The organism is Vibrio sabulosilitoris, assembly GCF_055391395.1.
Genome location: NZ_AP029599.1, coordinates 2,035,952 through 2,061,447, shown reverse-complemented (window position 1 = coordinate 2,061,447; position 25,496 = coordinate 2,035,952). Strand labels below are relative to the sequence as shown.

Sequence of the window (25,496 nt, the reverse complement as noted above, 5' to 3'; positions counted from 1 at the left end):
AGATGCAAAATAAAACTCAATCGATGATTTCGCTCACATGCTTGGTTCAGGCTCTAACCATGAGCGTTTATGCCACTGAATCGCAAGCAAACGACGCCGCGCTAGATACCTTGTTTGAGCAGGCTGAGTATTGGCACGCCCAGTCGAATGACTCCCTCGCAAGCGAATCACTTGAAAAAGTCCTGATGGTGGATGCTGACAATGATCGCGCGCTCTACTATTTGTCGCTCTGGGCCCAGCAGCGCGGCGATGCGTTGCAAGCTGCTGAGTGGAAAGATAGGTTGACACAGGCTGCGCCAGACTCACCCTATATTCAGCAATTAGACTCATCGCCTAACGTGAAACCAATACCGCAAGCTCAAATAGAGCAAGCTCGTCGCCTCGCCAGCACCGGTAATTTGCAACAAGCGTTGCAGGCGTGGCAAGTAGTATTTCAGGGCGAGGAGCCACCCTTATCCTTCGCGCCAGAGTACTACCTCACCATGGCAAGTGTCGATGCCCAATATGAACAAGCAAAGGCGGCGCTTGACCAATTGCATCGCCGCTACCCAGAGAATACCGCCGTTAAGCTCACCTATGCCAAGGTGCTGACCTACCGAGAGCGCACCCGCCGTCAAGGCATGGATCTTTTACAGACCATGGCGCAGTCCAACTCAGAAGCAGATGCTAGCCTGAGACAGACACTGTTGTGGCTAGAGCCAACCCCTGCTGATAAGCGCTATTATCAAGCCTGGGTGCAAAGGCATCCGCAAGATACTGAAATCAAAGCACTGTATGAAAAAAAGGTCAGCAATGAGGTAAGAAACAGCGGTTTTGAACTACTCAATAAAGGTCAGTTAGCTCAAGCAAAACGGGCGTTTTTACAAGCGATTGATGCGAATCCGAAAGATGCCGATGCCCTAGCCGGTCTTGGTTATGTCTATTCTCAGCAAGAAGATTTCGCCAATGCCGCCACCTACCTCAACCGCTCTGCAAACTTAGGCGGTGCTCAGGCTAGTGCAAGAAGAGAACAAGCCAATGAAGCCAAGTTCTACGCCGATCTCAACAAGGCCAAGCAACTGCAACAAAGTGGTAACATCAAGCAGGCGTTGCAGATAAGCCACCCACTCGCCGCGCGCAACGATCAACTGGGTAACTCTGCTAAGTTGTTTCGAGCGCAGTTATTAAGAGAGGTCGGTGATTATAGCGAAGCAGAAAAGCTGTTAGTGGCCGTACTGAAAAGCAGTCCGAACAATTCAGCAGCCAAAGAGCAACTGTATTATGTGTTAGTCGAGCAAAATCAGATGCAAAAAGCGCAGAAGCTGCTCAGAAACCTTCCAGCGCAGCAGCAGCGCAAGATCCGAGCGAGCGACCAATTTGGCAGTATTCGTAGCTTAGCCGATCAGGCTGTTGCCGCGGGGAATGTTGAAACTGCGATTGTTGTGTTAGAAAACGGTGTGGATAGATTGCCAAATAATCCTTGGATCAGGCTTGAGCTGGCTCGCTTGCTCAACTCAACCGAGCGAGAGCTTGAAGCAGAGCAAGTGATCGCCCCTTTGTATCGCCCACAAGCATCCAATGAGTCGCTGTATGCCGCGGCAATATACTACTCGGGCCAAGAGCAATGGCAGCGCTCTAACTCCTATCTTGCGCGAATTCCGGAAGCCGAGCGAAGCGATACTATGGATAGCCTCTATCAAGAGGGGCTTTTGAATCAAACCTTAGATCTTGCCGGTAGCTATATGGCACAAGGCAATCGAGATAAATCGCTCGAGATCCTAGCGCCATTGGCGTCCAAGCCATTTGATAAGCCTTATCAGGCCGGGAAAGCAGCTGAGCTGATGGTGCAAAGCGGTGACATGAATCTAGCGCTTAAAACCATTCAAAACAACCTTGACCAAGGCATCGAGGGAAATGCCCTTGATTACGCCAGTCACATAAAGATCCTCCATCAAGCCGGTTTAAAGCAAGCGGCGCAGAATCTACTTAATGATCCGCGTATCACGGCAAACAGTAGTGAAGAGCAACTGGTACGTGCGAGAAATGTCTATGTCATCAATGAAGCTGAGCAGCTGCGCTTGGCCGGGCACTATGCCTCAGCTTATGACGTGTTAACCATGGCATTGCAGCAAGACCCTACCAGTGTCGAGCTGATGCTGGCGATGGCCAGACTGTATGAGTCGGGTAAGATGCAACAAGAGGCATCAGTGGTGTATGACTATCTGATCTCGACCAAGCAAGATAACATTCAACAGGATGCACACGTCGGGGCAATAAACCTTGCTCTCGCCAATAACGATCCTCAAACCGCTCGCGAGCTTACCCAAGAGTTAAAAGATACCCAAAGCCCATCCAGAATGCTGCTGCTAGCCCGAGTCTCTCATGCTGAGGGTGACCACCAGCAAGCCATGGCGACGCTACGTAATGCACGCAGTCAATTATTGGGCATGCCGCTGACGTCGAATTCGTCTAGCCCGATGCAAGGTGGGCGACTATTGGCCGATAATCCGTTTAAAGCGGACCCCAGCCAATTTGAGGGCACTCGCAATCCGTCGGTATATGGTACCCAAATGCCTTGGCAGATTGAAACGGCCAATAATTACCGTATCGATGCCCCCAAGTTAACCCCTCGTCAGGAAACCTTGACCCAAGTTGATCAATTACTAGTGACGGTCGGTAAAGAGACTTCATCGTGGCTACAGGCAGATTTTGAGGTCCGAGGTAGAGATGGTGAAGCGGGACTGAGTAAGTTAACCGAGGCTAACTCTTCCCTCACTTGGTCCACCCAGCCGTTCGCCAATACTCGTGTCGAGGCAAAGGTTAGTGCGGTATCGCTCAATGCGGGCTCTGCTTCGGGTGATGCAAGCCGCCGCTTTGGTACCGGAGCAACCATCCAAGGACAGGTTGCAGAGGATGAGGACCAGACAAGCCCACTGCCAACAGTGGCATCACAAGGCTCGCAGCAAGAAGCTGGGATCGACATCGCGATGGCACTCCAGGGGCAAGACTATAGCCTCGATATCGGTACTACCCCACTTGGCTTTGAAGAAAATACCTTTGTCGGTGGCATTGAGTGGCGACCAAAACTCAGCAACTACACTCGCCTATCCTTGTCTGCTCAGCGACGCGTCATCAAAGACAGTTTATTATCCTACGCGGGAGCGGTTGATAAATTCTCGGGGCGCTCTTGGGGTCAGATCACCAAAAATGGCGCCAGAGCTGAGCTGAGTTACGATGACGGCTTCGCTGGCTATTATGTCAGTGCCGATGGGTGGGCCTACCTTGGCAATGAGGTTGCAGATAACACCAGTATCGGATTTGGTTCAGGTTTTTATTTCAGACCCCATGTTGAGGATGATGCTGAGCTGCAAGCCGGAGTTAGCATGTCTTACCTCAACTTTAGCGACAATTTGAGCTACTTCACTGTCGGTCATGGTGGATACTTTAGCCCACAAAATTACGTCAATATCGCGTTCCCATTTAATTATAAACATGCCTACATGGGATTAAATTACTCTATCGGCGGCGCATTGGGTTACCAGTCCTATAGCTTAGACTCAGTGGCTTATTACCCGAATAATCGTGCTCTGCAGGCCGAACTAGAAGATTACGTGCAATCAGGTTACGCCAAAGAAGCGTATTATAACGGTGACTCGGTTAGCGGCGTCGGCTATCAGTTTAATGCCAGCTTACAGTACGCAATTAAGCGCAGCTTGATACTCGAAGCGCGGGCGCTGTATGACACCTTTGGTGATTATAATGAAGCGCGCGGCCAGATTTGGCTGAAACACTACTTCGACGAGTACTAAAGACCAAAGTGACCTGTAAAGGGAAATCTATGTGGTTAAGCAAATGGCTGGTGGTAATGTTAGTTTTCTTTGGTACTCCATTGCATGCAGCAACAGATGCCAACTGGCTGCGCTATAAACAGCGCTTTATTCACACCGATGGTCGAGTGATCGATACCGGCAACCAGAATATCAGCCACAGCGAAGGCCAGGGCTTTGGGATGCTATTTGCAGTGGCTTATGATGACAGACAAACCTTTGAGCGATTATGGCGCTGGACTCAAGATAACCTGCGCAACGAGACCACAGGTCTGTTCTGTTGGAAGTACAATCCCAACGTCGCAGAACCGATAGAGGATAGAAACAATGCCTCAGATGGCGATGTGCTGATTGCTTGGGCACTACTCAAGGCAGGTAATCAGTGGAACCAGCCTCAATATCAACAAGCATCCGATCAGATACTGCACTCATTATTGACGCATAACATCATCGATTTTGCGGGCAAGAAAGTCATGCTACCGGGCACGGTTGGCTTTACTTTCCCATCGAGTATTACACTGAACCCGTCGTATTTTATCTACCCTGCTTGGCAAGATTTTCTTTCTCACTCCCATCTATTGGACTTGCAATCACTGATCGACGACACGCTGCAGTTGATGCTGGATATCAACTGGGGCAAGAACAAAATCGCTACCGATTGGGTCACTCTTCACATCGACGGCACCACCTCTCCCGCTGCACAGTGGCCTGCTCGTGCAAGTTATGATGCGATTCGCATACCTGTCTATATTGGCTGGCGTAACCCAAGTCACCAGCTACTATCACGTTGGCAAGGCCTATTCTCGGCTTACGATAGATTAAGCACACCGGCCTGGGAGGCTGTGACAGGCAACCAAAAAGCGGATTACCCTATGAGTGGCGGTTTGCTGGCAGTACGAGACTTCACCATGGGCGAGCTCACGCCAAGTTCAACCCAGATTAGCGACCAGGATGACTATTATTCCGCCAGCCTAAAATTGTTGGTTGAGTTGGCCGGGTCTGGGTATTAAAACTGTCAAGGCCTATCATTATCCAATGCGTAAAAGATAGCGATACTAACTGATGCTAGCAACAGGCTTCACACCGAGCTCCAGGATAGCCTCGGCCATCTGATAGATAGGCATCTCTTTTATCACTGCACCGATTTTTTTCGCTTCTCTTGGCATTCCATAGACCACGCAACTGTCCTGATCTTGCGAATAAGTCTTAGCGCCAGCACTCTTCATTTTTAATAGTCCCTTGGCACCGTCTTTGCCCATGCCCGTGAGGATAATCCCCATTCCCAAGTGTTTTACGTTCTCTGCCATCGATTCAAACAACACATCGACAGAAGGCTTATGCAAATTGACCGGATCATCATCGCTTAACATGGTGTAATAGCAACCCGAGCGTTTTTGGATGACCAGATGTTTATCGCCAGGGGCAATATACGCATGACCAGCCTTAATCACCTCGTCATGTTTGGCCTCTTGCACCTCAATCACGCACAGGCTTTGTAGCCGCGCCGCGAAAGACTGAGTGAATCTGTATGGCATATGCTGGGCAATCACAATACCCGGGCAATTTTGGGGCAATTTGGTCAACAGCTTTGTGATCGCTTCTGTGCCTCCTGTCGATGCGCCGACAGCGACGATATAGGGAGAGAAGTCCCGATTAGCCTGCTGGTCAGTCTTACCCTTTCTCAAAGATTTAACTGCGGGTTTATTTTGAGCAGAACTTGCAGCCTTAGGCTTATCAAACCGCATTCTAGCCTGACGAAGCTGCTTGATAACCTCGAGCGAATAAGTATCCTGGCTATTCTCATGTAACTGGGTAGGGTTGGGTTTTTGCACGCAAGCCGTGGCACCGATTTTAAGCGCCTGTTCGACAAGAACAGGATTGTTGTTGACTAACTTGGAGACGATAACCACTGGCATAGGCCTGAGGGTCATAATCTTGGTCAAAAAATCAAGGCCGTTCATTCCCGAGAGCTCAATGGCTAGTGTAACCACATCTGGGTTGAGCAGCTTGATCAAACCGCGTGCCTCTTGGGCATCGTGTGCAATGCCAACAACGGACATATTCGGTTGGCTCGCGACGATTTGCTGCAGAAAGTCACAAGATTGATGGCACGAGTCAATAATCAAGACCTTTAACGGCATATTTACACTCGACGGTAGGTAGTTTGTTTAAGCAATTTGAAACACTCCATATTCGAGGCCAAGTTCTCTGAGTGTCCTAAAAACAGCAGTGCCCCTTTGGGTAGGTAATCCGCAAACCTTTTCAGCAGCCTTTGCTGTGTCTCCTTATCAAAATAGATCATCACATTGCGACAAAATATTATCTGGAAGTGTTTTTTCATTGGCCAGCTGTCTTCAACTAAATTTAAGCGCTTAAAGTGAACCAATGCTTTGATCTCAGGCTTAATTTCATACACCTGCGTGTGCTTTTCATAGGTAAAAAAGCGCTTAACTTGTTCTTGGGTTACTCGCCCAAGTTGGTCCAAGGTATAGCGACCCTGCTTTGCATGAGCAAGAACCGATGTGTTGAGATCAGTCGCCAGTATTTTGACGGGTGGCTGACTGGTTTGAAATGCTTCCGCCAATGTCATCGCAATACTGTAAGCCTCCTCCCCCGTCGAACATGCCGCACACCATATTGTGAGTGGCTGTGAGCGCGTGCGGGAAGCAAAGTGTTGCTTAACGTGTTGCTTGAGCAGTTCAAAATGGTAGTGTTCGCGAAAAAAGTAGGTCAGGTTGGTAGTCAGCGCATTAACAAAGTGCTCCCACTCTCTATCATGCTGATCATCTAACAACCTGACGTACTGCGCAAAGCTATCAAAGTGGTGGCGTCTTAACCGACCTACTAGCCGGTTATAAACCAGCTTTTTCTTATTCGGATGCAGTGCGATCCCGACTCTCTGATGGATCAATGAAGCTAGGATATTAAAGTCTGCATCCGTGTAATCGAACTGCGCCAATAATGTCATCAAAACTCGGTCCAATCATCATCACAGTGGACAAGTGGCTCTGTTGACGCGTGGTTGGTTTTCTCCCGAGATTGTGGTTTTTCATCATCGTATTTATCTTCGACATATGGCTCATCAATGACTGACTCACCAGTGTCAAACATCGAAACATAGAGTGCAAGGTTGGCCACTTGCTCTTCCAGTGAACTTGCGGCAGCTGAGCCCTGTTCAACCAAGGCTGAGTTTTGTTGGGTAACATCGTCAACTTCTAGTATCGCTTGAGTGACTTGATCAATGCCAACACTCTGCTCGACAGAGGCCTGAGTGATCTCCTCCATGAGCTGAGCGACTTGCTGAACTGAGCTGACAACCCCTGATATTGACTCACCTGCTCGACTCGCCAGTTTGCTCCCGGCTTCTATCTTCGTCACCGATGAGTTAATCAGGCTCTCGACCTCTTTTGCCGCTGAGGCAGAGCGCTGTGCGAGATTACGCACTTCTGTTGCCACCACAGCAAAACCCCGCCCCTGCTCGCCCGCACGTGCTGCTTCGACGGCGGCGTTAAGGGCAAGAATATTGGTCTGGAACGCGATGCTGTCAATCACAGAGATGATGTTCATTACCTCACGCGAGCTCGAGTGTATTTCGGCCATGTTCTCTACAACCTGCTCAACGACTTGACCTCCCTCAAGCGCATTGCTCGATGTCTGCTTGGCGAGTTGATTGGCTTTTTTCGAATGCTCTGAGTTCTGTTTTACTGTTGTGGTGAGCTGTTCCATACTCGATGAAGTGACTTCTAGGTTTCTCGCTTGTTTTTCAGTGCGCTGGGCTAAGTCAACGTTACCTATCGCAATCTCCTTGGTCGCGGTATTAATGGTATCTGCGGACACCTTAATATGCTGGATCATCTCCTTGAGCTTGCTCACGGTGAGATTAGAGCTATTTTTAAGCTCCCCAAACGTACCAGAATAATCGGCCGTGATCTGCGAGGTTAGCTCTCCTTTTGCCAGCGCTGATAAAACTGAATCGATGTCAGCCAAGCTCACCTGGTTGATTTCTAGCAGTCGATTAATGTTGCTGCACAGCATGGAGAAAAACGCGTTATTTCCGTTAAACTCAATACGTTTGGAAAAATCGCCTTCAACGGCTGACTGGATAGCGAGTTCAACCTCTCTCTCCACCGCAATTTCTGATGTCCGGTCAACCCACTCCGTGACATAACCAATCTGTTGTCCCTTTGCATCAATCACTGGGTTAGTGACTATTCTAAATGTTCTGCCACTGATATCGATCTCGATGGTCTTTTTGGCACTATCTGAATGGGCCGCTGATTTGGATAAAGCGCTATCACTAGCGATCAGCGAAGAGGATTTGAGCTGTTTCAAGTTCAGATCCTTGATATTCAGGCCGACTAATTTATCCGCATCAAAGTCCGGCACAATCGCCTTGATATCTTTCTCAGCCTGTTTGAACATATCAACGATTGCGGGGTTGACATAGATAATATTGTTATCACTATCTTCAATCATCATGTTGGTGCTGACGTTATCAAGCGCAATTTTGATTCGTGTCGCCGATACGGCTTTTTGTCGCACACTCTCCATACTATACGCCAGCTGTACTTTCATCGATTTGAGCGATTGTAGTACTAGCCCAATCTCGTCATTCTTTTTCACATCTATTTCAAATAGATAGTCTTGCTTCACCAGCCGGGTAAAGTAGTGTCGGATCTCTTTAAGCCTTGAGCTAATATCACGATTAAATGAAAAAGCAAACCAGAGGTAGGCGACGATAAATAACAGTGTCATCACCGACGAGAGTGCGACTTCTGACCAAAACACAACATTACTCTGTTGATAAATCGCCAGTGATTGCTGACGATTTTCATCGACCAAATTGTTGAGGTTTATTTGGTAGGTTTCAATTTCCGACTGAGCCACTTGGATCAATGCATGGTAGTTATTTCTATCAAGCTTGGTAATATCATTTGATATTAGATCTGAGTATATTTTAGGCAGAGTCGTTGTGGCTATCTGATTGCTCTGCTGAGCGATAACCTGGTACTGACGCGCATTGGCATTCTGGTTAGAGTCTAAACTGTCGACTAACACTCGAGTTGTTTGCTCTAGCTCCAAGGTGTTCTCTTTGAGCTTTTGTGCCGCCTCAAGATTTTGGCTAAATTCATCTGACAGCAGCAGACTCTGTAAAATAAACCGATTTTCCGTCCATAAGTTATCGATGACTCTTAAGCGACTATAGGCTTCGATATGGTTGTAGTATAGGCTTTCAACCGCTTGCTTCTCAGTGTATGAACTATGAACGCCGATACCAAGCACGGTGAGTAGAGCAAGGGTTGCAATCGACACTAAGCAAAACAAACGCTGTTTAATACTGAGGGCTCTGAAAAGGCGTTTCTTCTGCTTATTAACCACCTTACCTCGCCTAATAATATGGTTATCCTGAGCTCCTTGCTTAAACTTTGCATAGTGTAACTTTATCTTTTCTAAATCAGCTTTATTCGGCATTGAACGGACAGACATAAACCCAACTTGAGTCCCATCTTTATATAAGGGTGTAACATCCGACTTGACCCAATAAAAGCCGCCTCCTTTTTGTCTATTTTTGATAATTCCAGACCAACAGTGGCCTAACTTAATCTCTCTCCATAAATCTTCGAACACGTCTTTGGGCATATCAGGGTGACGAACAATATTATGTGGTCGGCCAAGTAGCTCCTCTCTTGAAAAGCCACTAATTCGAACGAAGTTATCATCGACAAAAGTAATTTTACCCGACATATCCGTGGTCGATATTAGAATTTCGTTCTGTTGTAGAATGTACTCTTGGTGGTTACTCATGGGGATGACCTTCTAATTCTCCACTGTTTAAGTCTGTCTCTATTTGACTAAACAGTGCCATATCCTGGCTATTCATTAACTTTTCTATATTAATTAATATCAGCATTAGCTCATTTTGTGAGGCAAGGCCTTGGATAAACTTAGCATCGAGTGCCGCAGCGAAGTCTGGTGATGGTTGTACATCGATAGAATCTAACGATACAACGTCGGCAACACTATCAACCACTATGCCAACAATCCGCTCACCTATATTGAGTATGATCACTACGGTCATTTCGTGATAGGTAATTTCCGTCAGATTAAACTTGATACGCATATCAACAATTGGAATAACTGTCCCGCGAAGGTTCATCACACCCTTAATATAAGTCGGCATATTTGCGATTGATGTAACCTGGCTGTAGGTGATGATTTCTTGTACCGTTAAAATATCAACCCCATAATATTCCTTACCAAGCCAGAAGGTGAGATACCCTTTCTCACTCGACTCGGTTATGTTATTTGGCTTAGAGTCAGTGCCTTTATTTGATTTAGAGTTGCTGTCCACAGTCATTTCCCATGTCTGTCACTAAATAGTATGGCAGCCGGTTTGAAGTACACCTTTTTCAACTGGCCTAAATCACTTTGCTTGAGAGCATTCTAGGATAAGTTTGGATTTAAACTAGAATCATTTGCGCAGCATTCTATTGCCTCAGATTGACCAAACCCGCCACATCGAGGATCAAAGACACTCGACCGTCACCCATAATCGTGGCACCAGAGACACACGGCACCTTCTTAAAGTTTTGCTCCAAACTTTTCACCACCACCTGCTGCTGACCAATTAGGCTATCAACAAACAAGGCGATCACTTTACTGCCATGCTCGAGTAGAACGACGATACCATCACAGATATCAGTAATGTCGGTATCGATACCAAAGAGCTTATGCAGGCGAACAATTGGGATATACTCTTCCTGAACCTTGATCATCACCTCACCACCGTTAAGTAGTTTCAGATTCGCCGCTTTCGGCTGCAACGATTCAACAATGTTAGATAGCGGGATAACGTAAACATGCTCACCCACACTGATCGTCATACCTTCGAGTATGGCGAGGGTAAATGGTAGCTGGATCGAGATTTGGGTTCCCACGCCAAGGGCTGAATCAATGCTGACTGTACCGCCCATCTTGGCAATGTTGCGTTTGACCACATCCATTCCCACACCTCGACCTGAGACCTCAGTCACCTGCGCAGCGGTAGAGAACCCGGCAGAAAAAATCAATTGATAGATGTCCTGCTTACTCATTTGCTTGGGCAGTACCATGCCGTTTTTCTTGGCTTTTGCTTGCACGGCCATAGGGTCAATCCCGGCGCCATCATCTTCGATATGAACGATTACATTTCCACCTCGGTAAACAGCAGACAGAACTATCGTCCCTTGCTCTGGCTTACCTTGCTCTTTTCGCTGAGACGGAAGTTCAATGCCGTGGTCGATACTGTTGCGCACAATGTGCGTCAAAGGATCAACAAGCAGTTCCAATAACCCCTTATCTAGTTGCGTCTGCTCTCCCTCAATAACCAACTTGATGCTCTTATCCAATGAGTTTGACAGGTCGCGGACGATTCGAGGAAAGCGGCCAAACACAGTGCCTATCGGCATCATTCTGACTGACATCACCGTTGCCTGCAGATCGCGAGTGTTCGCCTCCAACTGATTAAGCCGTGCCGTCAATAAGGTGTTTGAATCTAGCCCAAGATCACAGGTCAAATTTTGTAGCATCGATTGGGTAATGATGAGCTCACCGACTTGGTTGATCAGCAAATCGACTTTCTCAGTACTAACTCTGATCGAAGAGGCCTCATGGGACTTAACAATTGCTTTCCTTTTGGACATCTGGCTTGGTTGGACCGCGCCGGTTTGGTCCTTCGGCTTCACGTTACTTTCTTGATTGCGATCTTCAGTTAGTTTGCTGTACCAGTAAGCGATTTTATTGTCGACCAGCTCCGCTTTAATCGGCTTTACTAGGTAGTCATTCATACCTGCATTCAAGCACTTTTGCTGCTCTTCATCTCCTGCCATTGCTGTCATGGCAATGATTGCGATGGCTTGATGCTCTTTCCCTGCCTTTCCAGCCCGGATTTTATCCGTTGCTTGATAGCCATCCAGAATTGGCATCTGACAGTCAAGCAACACAATTTGAAACGGGTCATCAAGTGACGCATTAAGCTTATCCAAAGCAAGCTGACCATTTTCCGCTACCTCCACCAAACCGTAGCCGAGTTTGTTGAGCGTATGACAAGCGACCTTTTGCACCACTTTGCTATCCTCAACTAACAAAATTTTCAATGATAGTTTTTGGCCAACGGTCAGTGGTTTGATAGTGGTATCTGCTGACGAGTCCGATGTTGGAGACTTACTGAAAGAAGGGACGGGATCAGAGCTATAACCATCCAGTGTGGTGCACAGCTCTTGTAAAATTTTTTCTGATACACCTTGATGATCGTTAGATTGATAGGCGACTTTCAATGCGTCGAGTATGTCTCGAGACTGTAGAAAGGTATCAACCATTGCCTGTTGTAGTTTGATTTGACCGACTCGAAGTTTATCCAGTAGGTTCTCTAGTCGATGGGTGAGCGTTGAGATCTTATCAAAACCAAAAATGCTTGCCCCGCCTTTGATAGAGTGGACAACTCTAAAGATGGCCTCAAGGGCTTCTAACATCGAGGATTCATCCGCGTTATCGCTCATTTCTAACAGCAAAGACTCCATCTCGTCCAGATGCTCACTCATCTCTTCAAAGAAAATCGTCTCGAACTCTTGGGTAGTGGTAGACATAAGGTCCTCATTTTGAACGAGTACAAAGACTCCATTCTGACCAAACATAGGTTTGGCAGCGGGCAATGATTAGGCGGCAGTGCATCAATAGTCACTATGAGCTGTGACTCATAACAGTATGGGAGGTTATAGGGAGATGTTCAATTATCAGCTTTTTTTAACTGCTGTGCTCAATTCGAAGGGGCATCACCTGACTGCGGCAATGTTAAGAACAGAAAAAGCCAGCGTACAACACCAGCCTATTACTTAGGTCTAATTATTTACCCAATCCAAAGATAGTTTCGAGAAGCAATAACAAACAGAACCGCCCGCTAGCTTTAGGGATGAAACTCGCCTGGATAACTATGAACGATGAAATGACTTTCGATCGATACGAATCGTGTAGTCATAGCGACTGGTAGGATAAACCATCTCACAATACTCCATAGGCTTGAGCTTAGAAGAAAGGGTGATGCGCTTTGAGGTCAATAGCACCTCATTAAGCTCTATCTCAAGCATCTTGCTCTCATTAACCGATGGTAGGCGTGCGCTGAGCGTTTCGATCGCCTCTAGCGGGCTCATGTCCCACTTTAACTTAAGCAAACTATAGAGGCTGGTATCATGTTGCAGATCTGACTCATTGAGCTGTGGAGCATCAGTTGGGATTGGGATATAGGCGGTTTGAATACCAATTGGTGTGGTGCCAGCAAAACGCAATCGCTTGACCTTCAACACCTTAGCCAAGTCATCAGCCAGCGACAATTTCTGGCGAATAAAATCGCTCGGTACTATCGTCGCAAACTCCAGTATCGATTGGCCCGGTGTTTCACCTTTGGCACGAATATCATCACTTAAACTATGCAGAGTAGAGCCAGAATTTCTTGAAATCGTTGGCATAACAAAGGTGCCATTACCTTGAGCACTGTATAGGTAGCCATCGTCAGTCAGCTTTTGTATCGCCTGTCGGACGGTAGAGCGGCTAACAGCGAATTGGCTACTGATCTCTCGCTCTGTGGGAATCGCGCTGTTGTCGTCCCACTCTTTCTGGTCAATCTTACGTTTTAGCTCTTGATAGAGAATCTGATATTTGGCTGGCTTCTTCACTACTTTCCTTAAATTCGTTTTCACTGCCTAAGCACTATTATGCACCTGATTGGTAAAGTCAAAATAGCCCACTAGGGGCTATTTTATTGATTAGTTATTGGTTTTCCACCCATTCCTTAAGCGCATCAGCATCGAGGAATCCGCTATCAACAAACGAGGAGTGGTCATTCATAGCAGGGTAATTGTCGCCACCACGGGCATTAAACCCATTTAGTGCCAACGTGTAATGGCGCGTTGCATCTATTGGCTGCCCATTCACAAGTGGCGTTTCATTTTGCCAAGAAATATTACTGCTGTACTGAGCAAAGGCACCGGTTCCCGGTGACATGCTTTTTACCGCAGTAAGGTACTCATTGAGTTCGCGACCCGTCAAGGTTACCCTAACCAAGCTATTACCAAACGGCAAAACCTGCAAGACATCTCGGTAAGTCACATCTCCAAGATCAATTGAGTCGCGCATACCACCAGAGCTCATTACCGCCACATCCGCCTCAAGCTTGTTCATCATCGAGTCTGTGATTGCAGAGCCAAGGTTGGTTTGCTGAGAGCGGATCTGCGCCCGATCGCCAATCAATTTTGTACCAAGTTGACCAACTTTAAAATTAATCAGTTGGTTACCTTGTGCGAAATACGGCTCCAGCTCTCGATAGACGTCCTCATTCCACATCAATTTGCGATCATAAAATGCGCTAACATCATCTTTTTGATACTTGAGGTTTACTGGGATAAGGCGGTAATCAAGCAACTCTACACTCTCTTCTGTCACCAGCAGGTCAACTCGCCCTACATACCTTCCCCACTCTTGCGCCTGTACAATCCAAGTACCGTTCACTCGGTCTGGGTAGCAAGTCATCATCGGCTGATAGCGCTGAATGTAATTGCCATCTGCGTCATAACAGACTTCGCGTTGCGAGTGGCCACCGACGATGATGTCATAGCTATTGTAGGCAAGCTCGCGAGCCAACGTAACATCCCCTGGTGCGCTAGTGCCATGGGTGCCATTCGGGTAATGACCCATGTGTGATAACGCAATGCGTACATCAGCCTCAGCCAGTTCGGGTAGGACATCTCGACTCACCTGAATAGGGTCGACAAAGTCATACACCTCTGCCAGCGATTTCGAGCCGACTTTAGGAGTATCTGTGGTGGTTAGCCCCACTACCGCTACGGAGAGTCCAGACAAATTAAACACCATATACGGCGCATAAGGGGTTTCCTGGCTGTCCTTATAGCGAATGTTGGCAGACAGAAAGGGCACCTGTGACCAAATCTGTTGCATTTCGCGCACCCCTGCAGGCACATCAAACTCATGGTTGCCAACGGCCATGGCATCATAGCCAAGCAGGTCCATACCAAGAAAATCCGGCTTTGCAAACTGCAGGTCTGACTCAGGTACACCAGTATTCACGTCACCTGCCGAGAGCAGCAGTAGTTCGCCCCCTTGCTCGGCAACTTCCGTACGTATTTCATCGATCAGCGTTTTTCTCGCCGCCATGCCCAATTGACCTTTCGAGTCTTGCCAAAAACGACCATGATGGTCGTTGGTGTGCAAGATAGTAAGTCGCTGAGCTTGGTCTGCGCTGGCGATACTGGGTAAAATCACACCCAGCATTGACATAAAAGCAAGTGGTTTCAATTTCATTGTGATTCTCGACCATCAGGGTAGCTAAACAGGTAAAACTTGGTGGCCTGATGGGGCTGATAGTTGTTGTCGGTTGCCAACAAAAGCGTTTGCTGACCATCAACCTGTGGCCCAAACTCAATACTCTCGACGTTGTCCTGCACCGCGACATGATCGGCAAGCTTGAGGATCAGCTCCTTCTCAACGGGTAGTGTCGGCAAAGGCACATCAAGCGCCTTAAGGGACGCATGGCCCTTAATATTGGTCGCGTCACTCAATGTGGCTTGGTACAAGCGAATATCAAAATCGAAGTGCGTGAAGCCCTCTTTCACTGCGTAACCGTTGCGCTCGATCACGATCAGGGTTTCATCATCCAATGCGAGGATGTCCGATATGCCGTTATCATGGATACCATACTCACTGGTGTTAAGAATTCGTTCAGTAATATAAAGGTACTCAGCCTCGAGCGTTAACTGCTGCTCGTCACCGATTGCGTACTTGAGGATCCGTGCTGCGGTCGGTTTTTCCGGTGTCGCCACTGAACCATCCTGGATCAGCGCCGCTTCTGTCGCAACAAACAGAGTTTTACCATCGGGAGTCACTGACAAGCCCTCAAAAGACTGGTTGGCGCGCAGACCAAAGGTTTCATTGTCACCACGATAGTATTCTGGGATCACATCGGTGTAATCGCGGCGCAGCAAACCAGTATTAACGTCGTGTTGCTCCATCATATGGGTGCGCTCAGAGACCCACAAAATTGAATCACTGCCCCAATAAACTACACCCTCTCCATCACGCTCACCGTTATCATAAGCGCGTTCACCCTTGTCTTTCAGCTCAGTCATGTTGCGCAGATGAACGGATAACTCGTCGGCAAAGTCAACATCGAGCATGTAGATACGTGGCTGACCGTTTTCATCGCCTTTGGCATCAGAAAGGCCGATATACTGACCATCTATATCGGTTTTGGTCAACGCCGAGATACCACCAAACTGCTCGTTTTGAAACTGATGCCCGGTCGCGAAAGAGGTGCTACCGAGTAGTTGATAAGATTCCGCCATTGCCAGTGGCGCAAGAGATAGAGCAAACAGCCCACCAATAATTACATTCTTCATATCTTTTCCTAAAACACGGTTTACCAAGAGTAAGTAATGCCTGCACGGTAACGAATCTGGCGATTGTCCGAGGTACGATCGACACCCTGACGATCTGCAACACGTAAATATGGCTCCCAGCTACCCACTTTGTAACCGACCTTAAAGTCAAGGTTGTAGTTAGTGTTGCCGTTGTTCCAGGTCAAGTAATCGTTATCGTAGTAGACAAAGTTGACCTGATAGCGAAAGTGACTCTCTGCCGGGCGGTAGTTAAGCCACAGGTCGTAACGTTTGTTGTTTCGGTCTTCACTGGTGTTTTGATAGGCGGCTTTGTCCATGTCGTAACGAAAACGCCCAGACACCTGCCACTCGCGGCTAAAGTCGTAACCTGCCGACAGCCCGTACTCATAAGTGGTCCACCAGGCACTAGAATCAAGCCAGAACATCGGCTCTAACCAAAACTTCTCATCTTCTAGTGGTCGGAACTTGTAGACAAACGACAGGCCCATGCCGTTGTTATTGAGTGAAGAAGGGTCCCATGTATCTTTGCGTCCCTCTTTGGAGCTGTAACGAAGCTCTGCCAGTACACCGATCCCGTTCTCAAAGAAGTTACCAAACATGACACGATCGTAATGCTTACGGTCTTGTGACAGGTATTCATGGCGATAGTCGATAAAACCATGGGGCCAGCTGGCAGATGCTGTCATCGGAACCAAAAGAGTGGCTACACACGCCGCGAGATAAGTGGTCTTTTTTAGGTTCATTGCTATTTCCTTACTGCTTAAGTCTGCGAGCGCACATATTGGTACGAACCAATTTAAATTAAAAGTCTTTAAACAGTTTTCTTTGATCAAATCGGCAAATTATCAACAAAGTCAGGAAACTTCGTCGTTAAGCAATATGAATGACATATTTTTCACCTAAGATATTTAAGAGCATTGTTAGGCGTATTAGTCGATATTGATCTACTTGTGCTATAAAAGGTCATTATCATACCATTTTGGTACGAACCAAAAAAAACGGATAATCAAGCGATTACCCGTTTACTAACAACTGACTACTCTGTACGTTTAACCAAGTCGGAGAAAGCGCTCGACAGAATCGAGGGTGGGAACAGCGCCCTTCGCTCCAACCCCACCTACACTGTATGCGGCACATGCACTGGCAAAGTCCATAGCAGCCTGAGCCGATGGCAGTCTAAGAAGACCATACAACATAGCAGCATTGAACGTATCGCCTGCGCCCGTCGTATCGACCACCGGAACTTTAAACCCTGGATGGGATAGGTACTCACCGTTGACATAACCAATAGCTCCACCCTCACCCAAGGTTACCACTACCCCAAGTAATTGATGCTCTTGAGCCAGTTTCGCCAATTGCTCTGCCGTCGGCGTAACGCCAAATGCCTTGCTAAACCCATCACGATTGAAAAACGCCACATCTGCGCTCGTCAAGATCACCCCCAGCTCATGACTGTCTGAAAATGTCGTCGGCTCGATATCGACCGCAAGCCGAGAGCCATGCACCTTGGTAAGCTCTCCTGCCCTTTGTAGCAACTCGAGATCACCCGGCATGGTGTAGACATAATGGCTGTCGCTAATCGCTTGCTTCAAACCTTCAGCAAAGTTATCTGCAGGTTCATTAGGCATAATAATCAGAGACTTCTCACCACTGTCATCAAGCATAATCAGTACCCGCATCGGCTCAAACTCAACACTATAGTTCAGGTAGCGCTGATCAATACCATAATGGCGGTACTCCGCACGGATTAGCTGACTTGCCGCACTGTCTCCGATAGAGCCCAATGCCGCCACTTTTAGTCCCAGTGAAGCGCATACACAAGCACTATTGGTCGCCGTACCGCCGACCCCTTCAGACACCTGCTTTCCTAGCACCTTGTCATCTCGAGTTGGTAAACGCTGCACAGAGATAGTTTGGTCGATCGTTGCGCTACCAATACACAGCACATCATATGGTTTCATCAGGCTAAACTCCTATCGCTTGGGCTATGACAATGACTTAATTGCCAGCTCAGTGAGTCCATCAGCAATCGCAGTTACATCAAAGTCTCGACTATTTACTGCTAACCATTCATCGAGCATTTCCTGTGGAATCGCGTCGCTGCCATTCAATGCACCCGCAATCGAACCGACCATAGTCGCGATACTGTCGGTATCATTGCCAATGTTTGTCGCGGCGACGATACCTTGGAATACATCACCTTGAGTAAATGCAATAATCCCTAGTGCACACGGAATCGATTCATGCGCCAACACCGAGTTGCCTACATGCCCTTCCATTTTTCGTAGGAACTCGATCAGATCATCGCACTCGTTAGCGATTGATACTGCGAGACGGATCTTCATCTCAATACTCGGCCCAGCAACAACGCGCGCATGCTGCCTGGCAAGACTTTCTCCTTTGGCAGCGCCCAGCAGCGCAGCCTCAATAACACTATCAACTGTTGCATTGTGAGCCATCGCTTGAGATACCGCTGCGGCAATCGCACAAGCCGATGCAATAGCAATATTGGTGTCGTGTGAAGGCAGACAAGTCAGTAGGGCCAGCTCACAAGACTTATCGATATCCCCCGGATAAACTAATCCAGCTGGCGCTACACGCATCCCTGCCCCGTTGGTCACACCAACCTGGGGAGCCTGTCGCTCAGATAGACCGATGCGGCCAATCTCGTTAGTAGGTGTGCCCGCCTTGAGGGCCTTAACGATAAGTTCCGTCGTCGGCCCCTGATAGTTCGCGTAAGGCTGCATCTGTGCCCAGCGCAATAGACATTCAACCCAATCTTGGTTGGTGAACTGATCATAGCCAGCACTAATTAGCCCTTCTGCCAAGACATACATCTGGCTAGCATCATCGGTGATCAGACCTTTGACGCCGTTCAGATCACCGGCAAACGTGTCGTTTGGCGGTGTAACGAAACTTGTTAGCAATCCATTGTACTTATTGAGAATTTCATCGATCTGATAGAGCTCTGTCGGCGCTCCTAACGCATCACCCACACCTGCGGAGATCAGAGAACCGCGAATCTTTTTGCTGAGATATTCTCTATCATACATAGACATATTTTACCTTTAGTTATCTATTTTAATTGAATTTATGCAGACCAAATACCGACGTTAGTTGGGTTAGGCGCACTTGATCTTTTGATAGTAAGTGTCATTGATCACATAGCGATACATCACAATGCCAACCAGTAAGCTGAATACTGAGGGGATCACAGTCATCATCAGATTAATGCCCATCAGCGCTTGCTCTGACTGCTCACCAGACGCTTGATAATTGAACGCACTGAGCATGAAGCCCACAGCGCCACCCGCCAGTCCCATGCCCAATTTTTGTGCGAACAAGATGCCGCCGTAGGCCAGTCCAGAGATCCGCTGGCCAGTCTTTACCTGACCGTAATCGACCGCCTCAGCAATCGAAGACCAATAAATTGGCAGTTGAAGATCAGTGATGAAAACAACGAGAAAGTAGAAGCCAAAAGCCAATATCACACTGTGCTCTCCAACACAGTAGAACATCAACACCCCGATGATTGCGGCAGCAAGTTGTGACAGACGAAAGAGTTTTATCTTATCGATATAGTGAGTAAGCCAAGTGGAAGACACCATAGACAGCACCGAAGCAATCACACCACAGGTTAAAAATGGGGCTATCAGCGCATCCCCGCCACCAAGAAAGTACTTAGCATAGTAGGCCGCGACTGAGCTTCGAATCACTACACCGACCATCAAAACCATAATCACTGCTGCCAAAATCTTCCACTGATCATTTTTAAATAGATAGTTAAACTGGCTAACAATTGGCAGGTTGGTCTTTTCATTCTCCACGCGTTCGCGGACAGCGACAAAGCACCATAAGCACAACACTGTGGCCAATAGTCCCATCAGCGCCATCGACACCTCATAGCCATACGTCAGATTGTCGCCACCCAGTTGAATCGCCAGAGAAGGAACAACGATACTCACTAAAAACATCGCGATCTTAGTCATAACAAATCGATAACCGTTGGCATTGAGTCGCTCACGAGGGTCATCAGAGATCACCCCGATCAGAGAAATGTAAGGAATTGAGATAAAGGTATACATCACCGTCATCAGGCCGTAAGTCGCATACGCCCATAGTAATTTGCCGGCATAGCCCACATCTGGTGTGACAAACATAAGGTAGATACTGAAGCCAAATGGCACAGAAAAAAACAGCAGGTAATGTCGATAACGTCCCCAACGAGTGGTGAGCTTGTCGGTCAGCAATCCGACAAAAGGATCGATTACAGCGTCGAGGATCCTAACTGTCAGCATCAATACGCCTACATCGGCTGCACTGAGTCCGTAGACATCGGTATAGAAGTAAGCAAGTAACAGGTGGACAGACATCATCACTATCGCGATGGCCATGTCACCGGCACCGAAGCCGATCTTTTCAGTCTTTGTTAGAGCCATGGGGGTACCTATTTCACTCTTTGGGCTATCGAATTTTTGTAAATGGTACGTACCAATAGTACTTTCTACAAGTACTTTTTCTCTGAGCAGGTAAAAACAGACCCTGGATGTGACCGGTACCCCACCCCAGCAACAACACCTATCGCTATTAAGCCAAACACATCACACGTACTCTGATTAATAGATTTTAATTGGCCTCCTTGTCACACAGTATGGCCAGTGAGTAAAACGACAACACTTACTCATCGCCCTCACCAAACAGCGTTTCCATGATCAAATCTTCACTAAATGATGTGAAAGTAGGACTTGATATATTCCAGTGATTCGAAATATCAGCTTGGTCAACCTCAACAACCTATTCAGAAGAGCTGTTTTGCGACACTTCGCTTAAGCCAAAGTTACTCAATTCTTGAGTCATAACAGGCTCTTCGTGGCCGATTGCTAAACTATTGGTGTTGTTAGTATCGATGAGCACCTGTGTGTGAGTTACTTTTCCTTGCTAGTATTCATCCGAATGAATTTCAAAACGAACAGAGCGGGCAAGTGGATATAGACATTCAGTTACCCTGTCACTTATGGAGGTGAATATCGTCAGTTTTGAGGGCAATGAATTTAGTGACTTTGAGCAGCGGATGATTAACGCACCGCGACTCAGCTGCCTTTAATCAAGTAGACTTGCTGATAGGCTCAAGGATATTAAAGCAAAGCCCTCTCTAATTCACTTAGCTAACCATGAACCCCATTTGACTACGTTTAATAAAAAAGCCCACGTAAATCGTAGGCTTAATCTAGTAGAAAACAGTCAACGCAAATCAAGAAGGGTTATTGATCTCAAAATAATAAGCGGCCACATCCCCCTTACCATCCTCAATACCAAGCTCTTGATAGCGCTCATTAAGCATAAACACTTTGGTCGAGTATTTTAGTCCATTACTATCCACCGCTTTGACTACTATGCTGACCGGATAGCCATTGTCTTCTGCCATAATATTCATTGCACCTTCAACGACGTTCCATGTCGCTCCGATAGCATATTCACCGATAAAAGCTGTCGCCTCCAACCACCCCTCTTGATCGGACTCAATGTCGGTAAACGCGACTCTAAAGTAATCCCCTTCGCTAGAATCGTCATAAGTTGACAGGAACTCAACAGTCTGACCATACAAGTCTTTTTCTCTAAATGAAGCCGTGCGACCATCAAGCTGATTGACACACCCATTCACGAAATTGTCAAACTGGGCAAGCGTAGCAGCCGTTTCAGGCGTGGGTATATCTAGATCATCATCCCATTCCACATCTCCCGTAGTACAAAGTGCCAATTGGCGATCCTCAGCAAAGATCGTGGAGTACAACTCCTGCTCGTCCTCATCGTCATCTTCGTAATAGATGACCGCGGATAGCAGCTGTGTGGCTTGATCAAACTTGATTGGAGCAAGCCAAGTCCTCAGAGTATTCTCAACATTCGCCATATCGACCGTACCTTGAAAGGTTTCATAGATCCCTGAGTAGCGCATGCTGCCCGAACTGTAGTAGGAGAATGTACCATCCTCATGGAACACAAACGCCTTAGGTACACCGTCTTTGTTGTATCGGACATAGGGCAGATCATAGGTACCACTTAAATCTGCAGTTTCTGCGTCCAAATGTTCAACCACAACCCGGAAAACCGCTTCTGTGGGGTTGTCTAAATCATCCTGTAAGATCACCCCGTCATCAACAAGAGAATCAAAATTCACTCTAGAGAGCGAACTACCATTACTACCATTGCTACCACCACTGTCGGAATCACTATCACAACCGAAGATAATTATTGAGCCTACAAGCAACAATACTTGCCAGGGTTTAATCCATTGTATTTTATTTTTCATTCTAGCCTTTCCTTTATTTCTGTCGTTATCTGTTTTAAGTCGATCATCGCTTTCTGCTTTCACAACACCAAACCACTAATTAACAACAAGCAGTGACCTAAACACGCGCACGTGCAGGCCTACCTCTAAAGTACTAGATGATCACCAAAATAAGCATAGTGATGTTTTAACATTTACTTAAAGCATTGTTAGCCACATCGATCACAAGTTATCACTTATGTTCAGCTCACCATATGCGATGATGTAATTTCACTAACGCATTTGGCCCAAATAGTCTAATATACACGCCCTTTACCTAGCCTCGAGCCACCAATAGTAATGACAGATATGACAAAGCCCGTCACTTTTACAGACCTCGGCCTGCTGCCAACCCTAGTTGAACGACTTGGCGAACTGGAATACCAGCAACCTACCCCGATCCAAGCGCAAACCATAGAACACACTCTTGAGGGACGTGACTTGATTGCGGGAGCAAACACCGGCTCGGGTAAAACTGCGGCTTTTGCTTTGCCTGTTTTACAACAGATCCTCAAGGCTTCTGCGAATAAAGCATCCAACAATCGTCGTGGCAACTATGTCTCACACCTTATCCTAGTACCCACCCGCGAACTGGCCTCTCAGGTCGCGTACAACATTAAATCCTACTCGTACCATCTGCGAGATGAGATCAAAACCGTCGCTGTATTTGGCGGCGTCTCAGTGAACCCGCAGATGCTGGCACTGCGTGGTGGCTGCGACATCGTGGTCGCAACGCCGGGTCGACTGCTGGACCTTGTCTCTAGCAATGCAGTTAAACTCGACCAGGTTAAGACCTTGGTACTTGATGAAGCCGATCGCATGTTAAGCCTGGGCTTTACCGAGGAGCTCAACCAGATTCTTGGTATGCTGCCAGGCAACAAGCAAACCCTGCTGTTTTCTGCCACCTTCCCCGATAAAGTCACCACATTGACCCAGTCACTGCTACGTGACCCAGTAGAGGTTCAGCTTCAGAGCGCCGAAGCTAGCACATTGGTACAGCGTGTATTCAGTGTCAATAAAGGTCAAAAAACCGCCGTTTTAGCCCATTTGATCAAGCAGCACCAATGGCGCCAAGCACTTATCTTCGTTAATGCCAAAAATGCCTGTAACCACCTAGCACAAAAGCTCTCTAAGCGTGGTATCACTGCTGAGGTATTCCATGGTGATAAAGGGCAAGGGGCACGTACTCGTGTGCTTGATGGGTTCAAATCGGGTGAAATTCAGGTATTGATTGCCACCGATATTGCGGCGCGTGGTCTGGATATCGAAAAACTGCCTGTGGTGATCAACTTTGATCTGCCGCGCAGCCCAGCCGATTATATGCATCGAATTGGTCGCAGTGGCCGTGCTGGTGAGGTGGGTCTTGGTTTATCACTGATTGATTACGACGATTATCACCACTTTAAGGTGATCGAGAAGAAAAACAAGCTGCGCTTGGAACGCGAGCAGGTTGCTGGCTTTGAAGTTGATGACGACCAAAGCGAGGCGTACTTTGCACCAATGAAACCGCGTGCAAAGCCAGCGGGCACAGGGAAAAAGAAACGAAAAAAGCAAGATAGCTGATACTCAGCCCATTATCCCAACCTAAATAGCCCCAATCGTGGCCTAAGCTAACTTGGCCACGATATAGCTCCTAGCCTATTGTTTGGATTGGCGATTTGCCTCAAGCAGCGCTTTTATCTCCGTCAGTTGCTGTTGCAACTGCTCCACCTGTTGATAAGTGGCAACAATTTGTCTCGACTCACGATTCGCTGAAATCAACGGCATCTCTTGCTCTTTTTCCTGTTCTGCTAATGCATGCTCCTCGGTCATCGTCTCGATCACCACTCCTATCATCATGTTGAGAAAGACAAACGCCGTTAGGAAAATAAACGTCAGGTAAAATAGCCAACTCATTGGATACACTGACATTGTCTCGTACATGACATCAGTCCAGTCTTCGAAGGTAGCAATGCGAAACAGCGTCAGCATCGAGATCGAGACATCCCCCCACAGTACTGAGTTGATTTTTGAGAATATCAGGCTGCCAACTACGGCATAAATGTAGAAGATGATAAACATTAACACGCCAATGTAGCCCATCTTTGGAATCGCTTTGAACAAGGCGTTTATCAGCAACTTAAGCTGAGGGACTGCAGATACCAGTCTCAAAACACGAAACACCCGCAAGAGACGGGCGATGAGCACACCTTGCCCACCCGCTGGAATTAAACTGCCAATCACAATCAGCAGATCAAACAGGTTCCAGCCATTTTTAAAGAAGTCGACTTTATTCGGGTACGAGACAAACTTGATGATGATTTCGACCAGAAAAAACAGCAAGATTGCCTGATCTAACCAATAAAGCGTGGTTATCACTTCGTGAGGAAGCTCAAAGGTCTTAGCACCAATGGTCAATGCAGCCAATATGATCACCATCACGGTGAAGGCTTGGAAGTACTTGTTATTGTTAATTGCTGATAATCTAGCTTGCAATGAAGAGGGCATAGTTGTAAGTCCTTTACTTAGAGATAACCTTTTGCTTGGTTTATCAATCAAGTATAGAAGGACATACTTAGCAAATAATTGATTTTTCGGCTTATATACCCAATGCTTTGGTGTAGCATCCGACCGGCCAACGCTAGCCAGCCAATAATCATACTGGCGAGAACTGCATAGATTGGCTTTTTCATCGTTTAGCTGACTAGACAGCTTAGTTTCGCTCTCAAATTACCATGCAAATAGGTCAACCAGTTAATATCAACCTTACCATTGGTTTAATAACCTGTTTGAGCAAATGGACAAGAATTCGCTACTCTGTATTGATTTTGCGATTTTTGCCGCTCAACCAGCCTTTCCTTTTTCTATAATAACAATAGACATTACGAACATTTCGAATGGTTCAATCAACGACATACAAGCGCTAGGTTTATAAAGGACAGA

17 protein-coding genes are annotated in these 25,496 nt (G+C 47.1%); 3 read left to right on the top strand and 14 right to left on the bottom strand.

Translation table 11 applies throughout. The features are described 5' to 3' along the window. Positions 1-2 precede the first annotated feature (2 nt). Positions 3-3,788 (top strand): cellulose biosynthesis protein BcsC, encoded by a 3,786-nt coding sequence (locus tag ACZ5R2_RS09700; protein ID WP_464902058.1) that lies wholly within the window; start codon positions 3-5, stop codon positions 3,786-3,788. Positions 3,789-3,817: 29 nt separating this feature from the next. After that, the gene (locus ACZ5R2_RS09695) at positions 3,818-4,816 is read left to right on the top strand and encodes a glycosyl hydrolase family 8 (protein ID WP_464902057.1); all 999 of its coding nucleotides are present in this window, start codon (positions 3,818-3,820) and stop codon (positions 4,814-4,816) included. Between the two features lie 45 nt (positions 4,817-4,861). Here ACZ5R2_RS09695 and ACZ5R2_RS09690 read toward each other — a convergent pair whose 3' ends face one another. From ACZ5R2_RS09690 to ACZ5R2_RS09630, 13 genes are all read right to left on the bottom strand, one after another. Then, positions 4,862-5,947: a protein-glutamate methylesterase/protein-glutamine glutaminase gene (locus tag ACZ5R2_RS09690; protein WP_464902056.1), complete on the bottom strand. Its 1,086-nt coding sequence runs from the start codon at positions 5,945-5,947 to the stop codon at positions 4,862-4,864. Between the two features lie 2 nt (positions 5,948-5,949). Further along, positions 5,950-6,774, bottom strand: coding sequence for a CheR family methyltransferase (locus ACZ5R2_RS09685; protein WP_464902055.1), 825 nt, complete (start codon positions 6,772-6,774; stop codon positions 5,950-5,952). Further along, positions 6,774-9,611, bottom strand: coding sequence for a methyl-accepting chemotaxis protein (locus ACZ5R2_RS09680; protein WP_464902054.1), 2,838 nt, complete (start codon positions 9,609-9,611; stop codon positions 6,774-6,776). Before ACZ5R2_RS09680 ends, ACZ5R2_RS09685 begins: the two co-directional genes overlap by 1 nt. Continuing rightward, on the bottom strand, positions 9,604-10,158 hold the full coding sequence (locus ACZ5R2_RS09675; RefSeq protein ID WP_464902053.1) for a chemotaxis protein CheW: 555 nt from the start codon (positions 10,156-10,158) through the stop codon (positions 9,604-9,606). Before ACZ5R2_RS09675 ends, ACZ5R2_RS09680 begins: the two co-directional genes overlap by 8 nt. A 136-nt stretch (positions 10,159-10,294) precedes the next feature. Further along, positions 10,295-12,430 carry a chemotaxis protein CheW gene (locus ACZ5R2_RS09670; protein ID WP_464902052.1) on the bottom strand — a complete coding sequence of 712 codons (2,136 nt, stop codon included), beginning with the start codon at positions 12,428-12,430 and terminating at the stop codon, positions 10,295-10,297. Positions 12,431-12,772: 342 nt separating this feature from the next. Then, positions 12,773-13,513 carry a GntR family transcriptional regulator gene (locus ACZ5R2_RS09665; protein ID WP_464902051.1) on the bottom strand — a complete coding sequence of 247 codons (741 nt, stop codon included), beginning with the start codon at positions 13,511-13,513 and terminating at the stop codon, positions 12,773-12,775. A 94-nt stretch (positions 13,514-13,607) separates the two neighbouring features. Beyond that, a complete protein-coding gene (ushA, locus tag ACZ5R2_RS09660; RefSeq protein WP_464902050.1) occupies positions 13,608-15,155 on the bottom strand; it encodes a bifunctional UDP-sugar hydrolase/5'-nucleotidase UshA in 1,548 nt (515 codons plus the stop codon). Beyond that, on the bottom strand, positions 15,152-16,249 hold the full coding sequence (locus ACZ5R2_RS09655; protein WP_464902049.1) for an esterase-like activity of phytase family protein: 1,098 nt from the start codon (positions 16,247-16,249) through the stop codon (positions 15,152-15,154). The genes ushA and ACZ5R2_RS09655 overlap by 4 nt, the downstream gene beginning before the upstream one ends. Before the next feature lie 20 nt (positions 16,250-16,269). Beyond that, the gene (locus ACZ5R2_RS09650) at positions 16,270-16,992 is read right to left on the bottom strand and encodes an oligogalacturonate-specific porin KdgM family protein (RefSeq protein WP_464902048.1); all 723 of its coding nucleotides are present in this window, start codon (positions 16,990-16,992) and stop codon (positions 16,270-16,272) included. A gap of 306 nt (positions 16,993-17,298) precedes the next feature. Further along, complete coding sequence (locus ACZ5R2_RS09645; RefSeq protein ID WP_464902047.1) at positions 17,299-18,210, bottom strand: carbohydrate kinase family protein; 912 nt, start codon at positions 18,208-18,210, stop codon at positions 17,299-17,301. 24 nt (positions 18,211-18,234) lie between these two features. Next, positions 18,235-19,308, bottom strand: a complete 1,074-nt coding sequence (locus ACZ5R2_RS09640; protein WP_464902046.1) for an ADP-ribosylglycohydrolase family protein — start codon at positions 19,306-19,308, stop codon at positions 18,235-18,237. 63 nt (positions 19,309-19,371) lie between these two features. Continuing rightward, on the bottom strand, positions 19,372-20,688 hold the full coding sequence (locus ACZ5R2_RS09635) for an MFS transporter (RefSeq protein WP_464902045.1): 1,317 nt from the start codon (positions 20,686-20,688) through the stop codon (positions 19,372-19,374). A gap of 812 nt (positions 20,689-21,500) precedes the next feature. Continuing rightward, entirely contained in the window at positions 21,501-22,556 is a 1,056-nt protein-coding gene (locus ACZ5R2_RS09630; RefSeq protein ID WP_464902044.1) for a hypothetical protein, read from the bottom strand. Positions 22,557-22,874: 318 nt separating this feature from the next. Between ACZ5R2_RS09630 and ACZ5R2_RS09625 the strand changes: the two genes are divergently transcribed. Further along, positions 22,875-24,137: a DEAD/DEAH box helicase gene (locus tag ACZ5R2_RS09625; protein WP_464902043.1), complete on the top strand. Its 1,263-nt coding sequence runs from the start codon at positions 22,875-22,877 to the stop codon at positions 24,135-24,137. Positions 24,138-24,212: 75 nt separating this feature from the next. Here ACZ5R2_RS09625 and ACZ5R2_RS09620 read toward each other — a convergent pair whose 3' ends face one another. Beyond that, entirely contained in the window at positions 24,213-25,061 is an 849-nt protein-coding gene (locus ACZ5R2_RS09620) for an ion transporter (protein ID WP_464902042.1), read from the bottom strand. Positions 25,062-25,496: the final 435 nt, after the last annotated feature.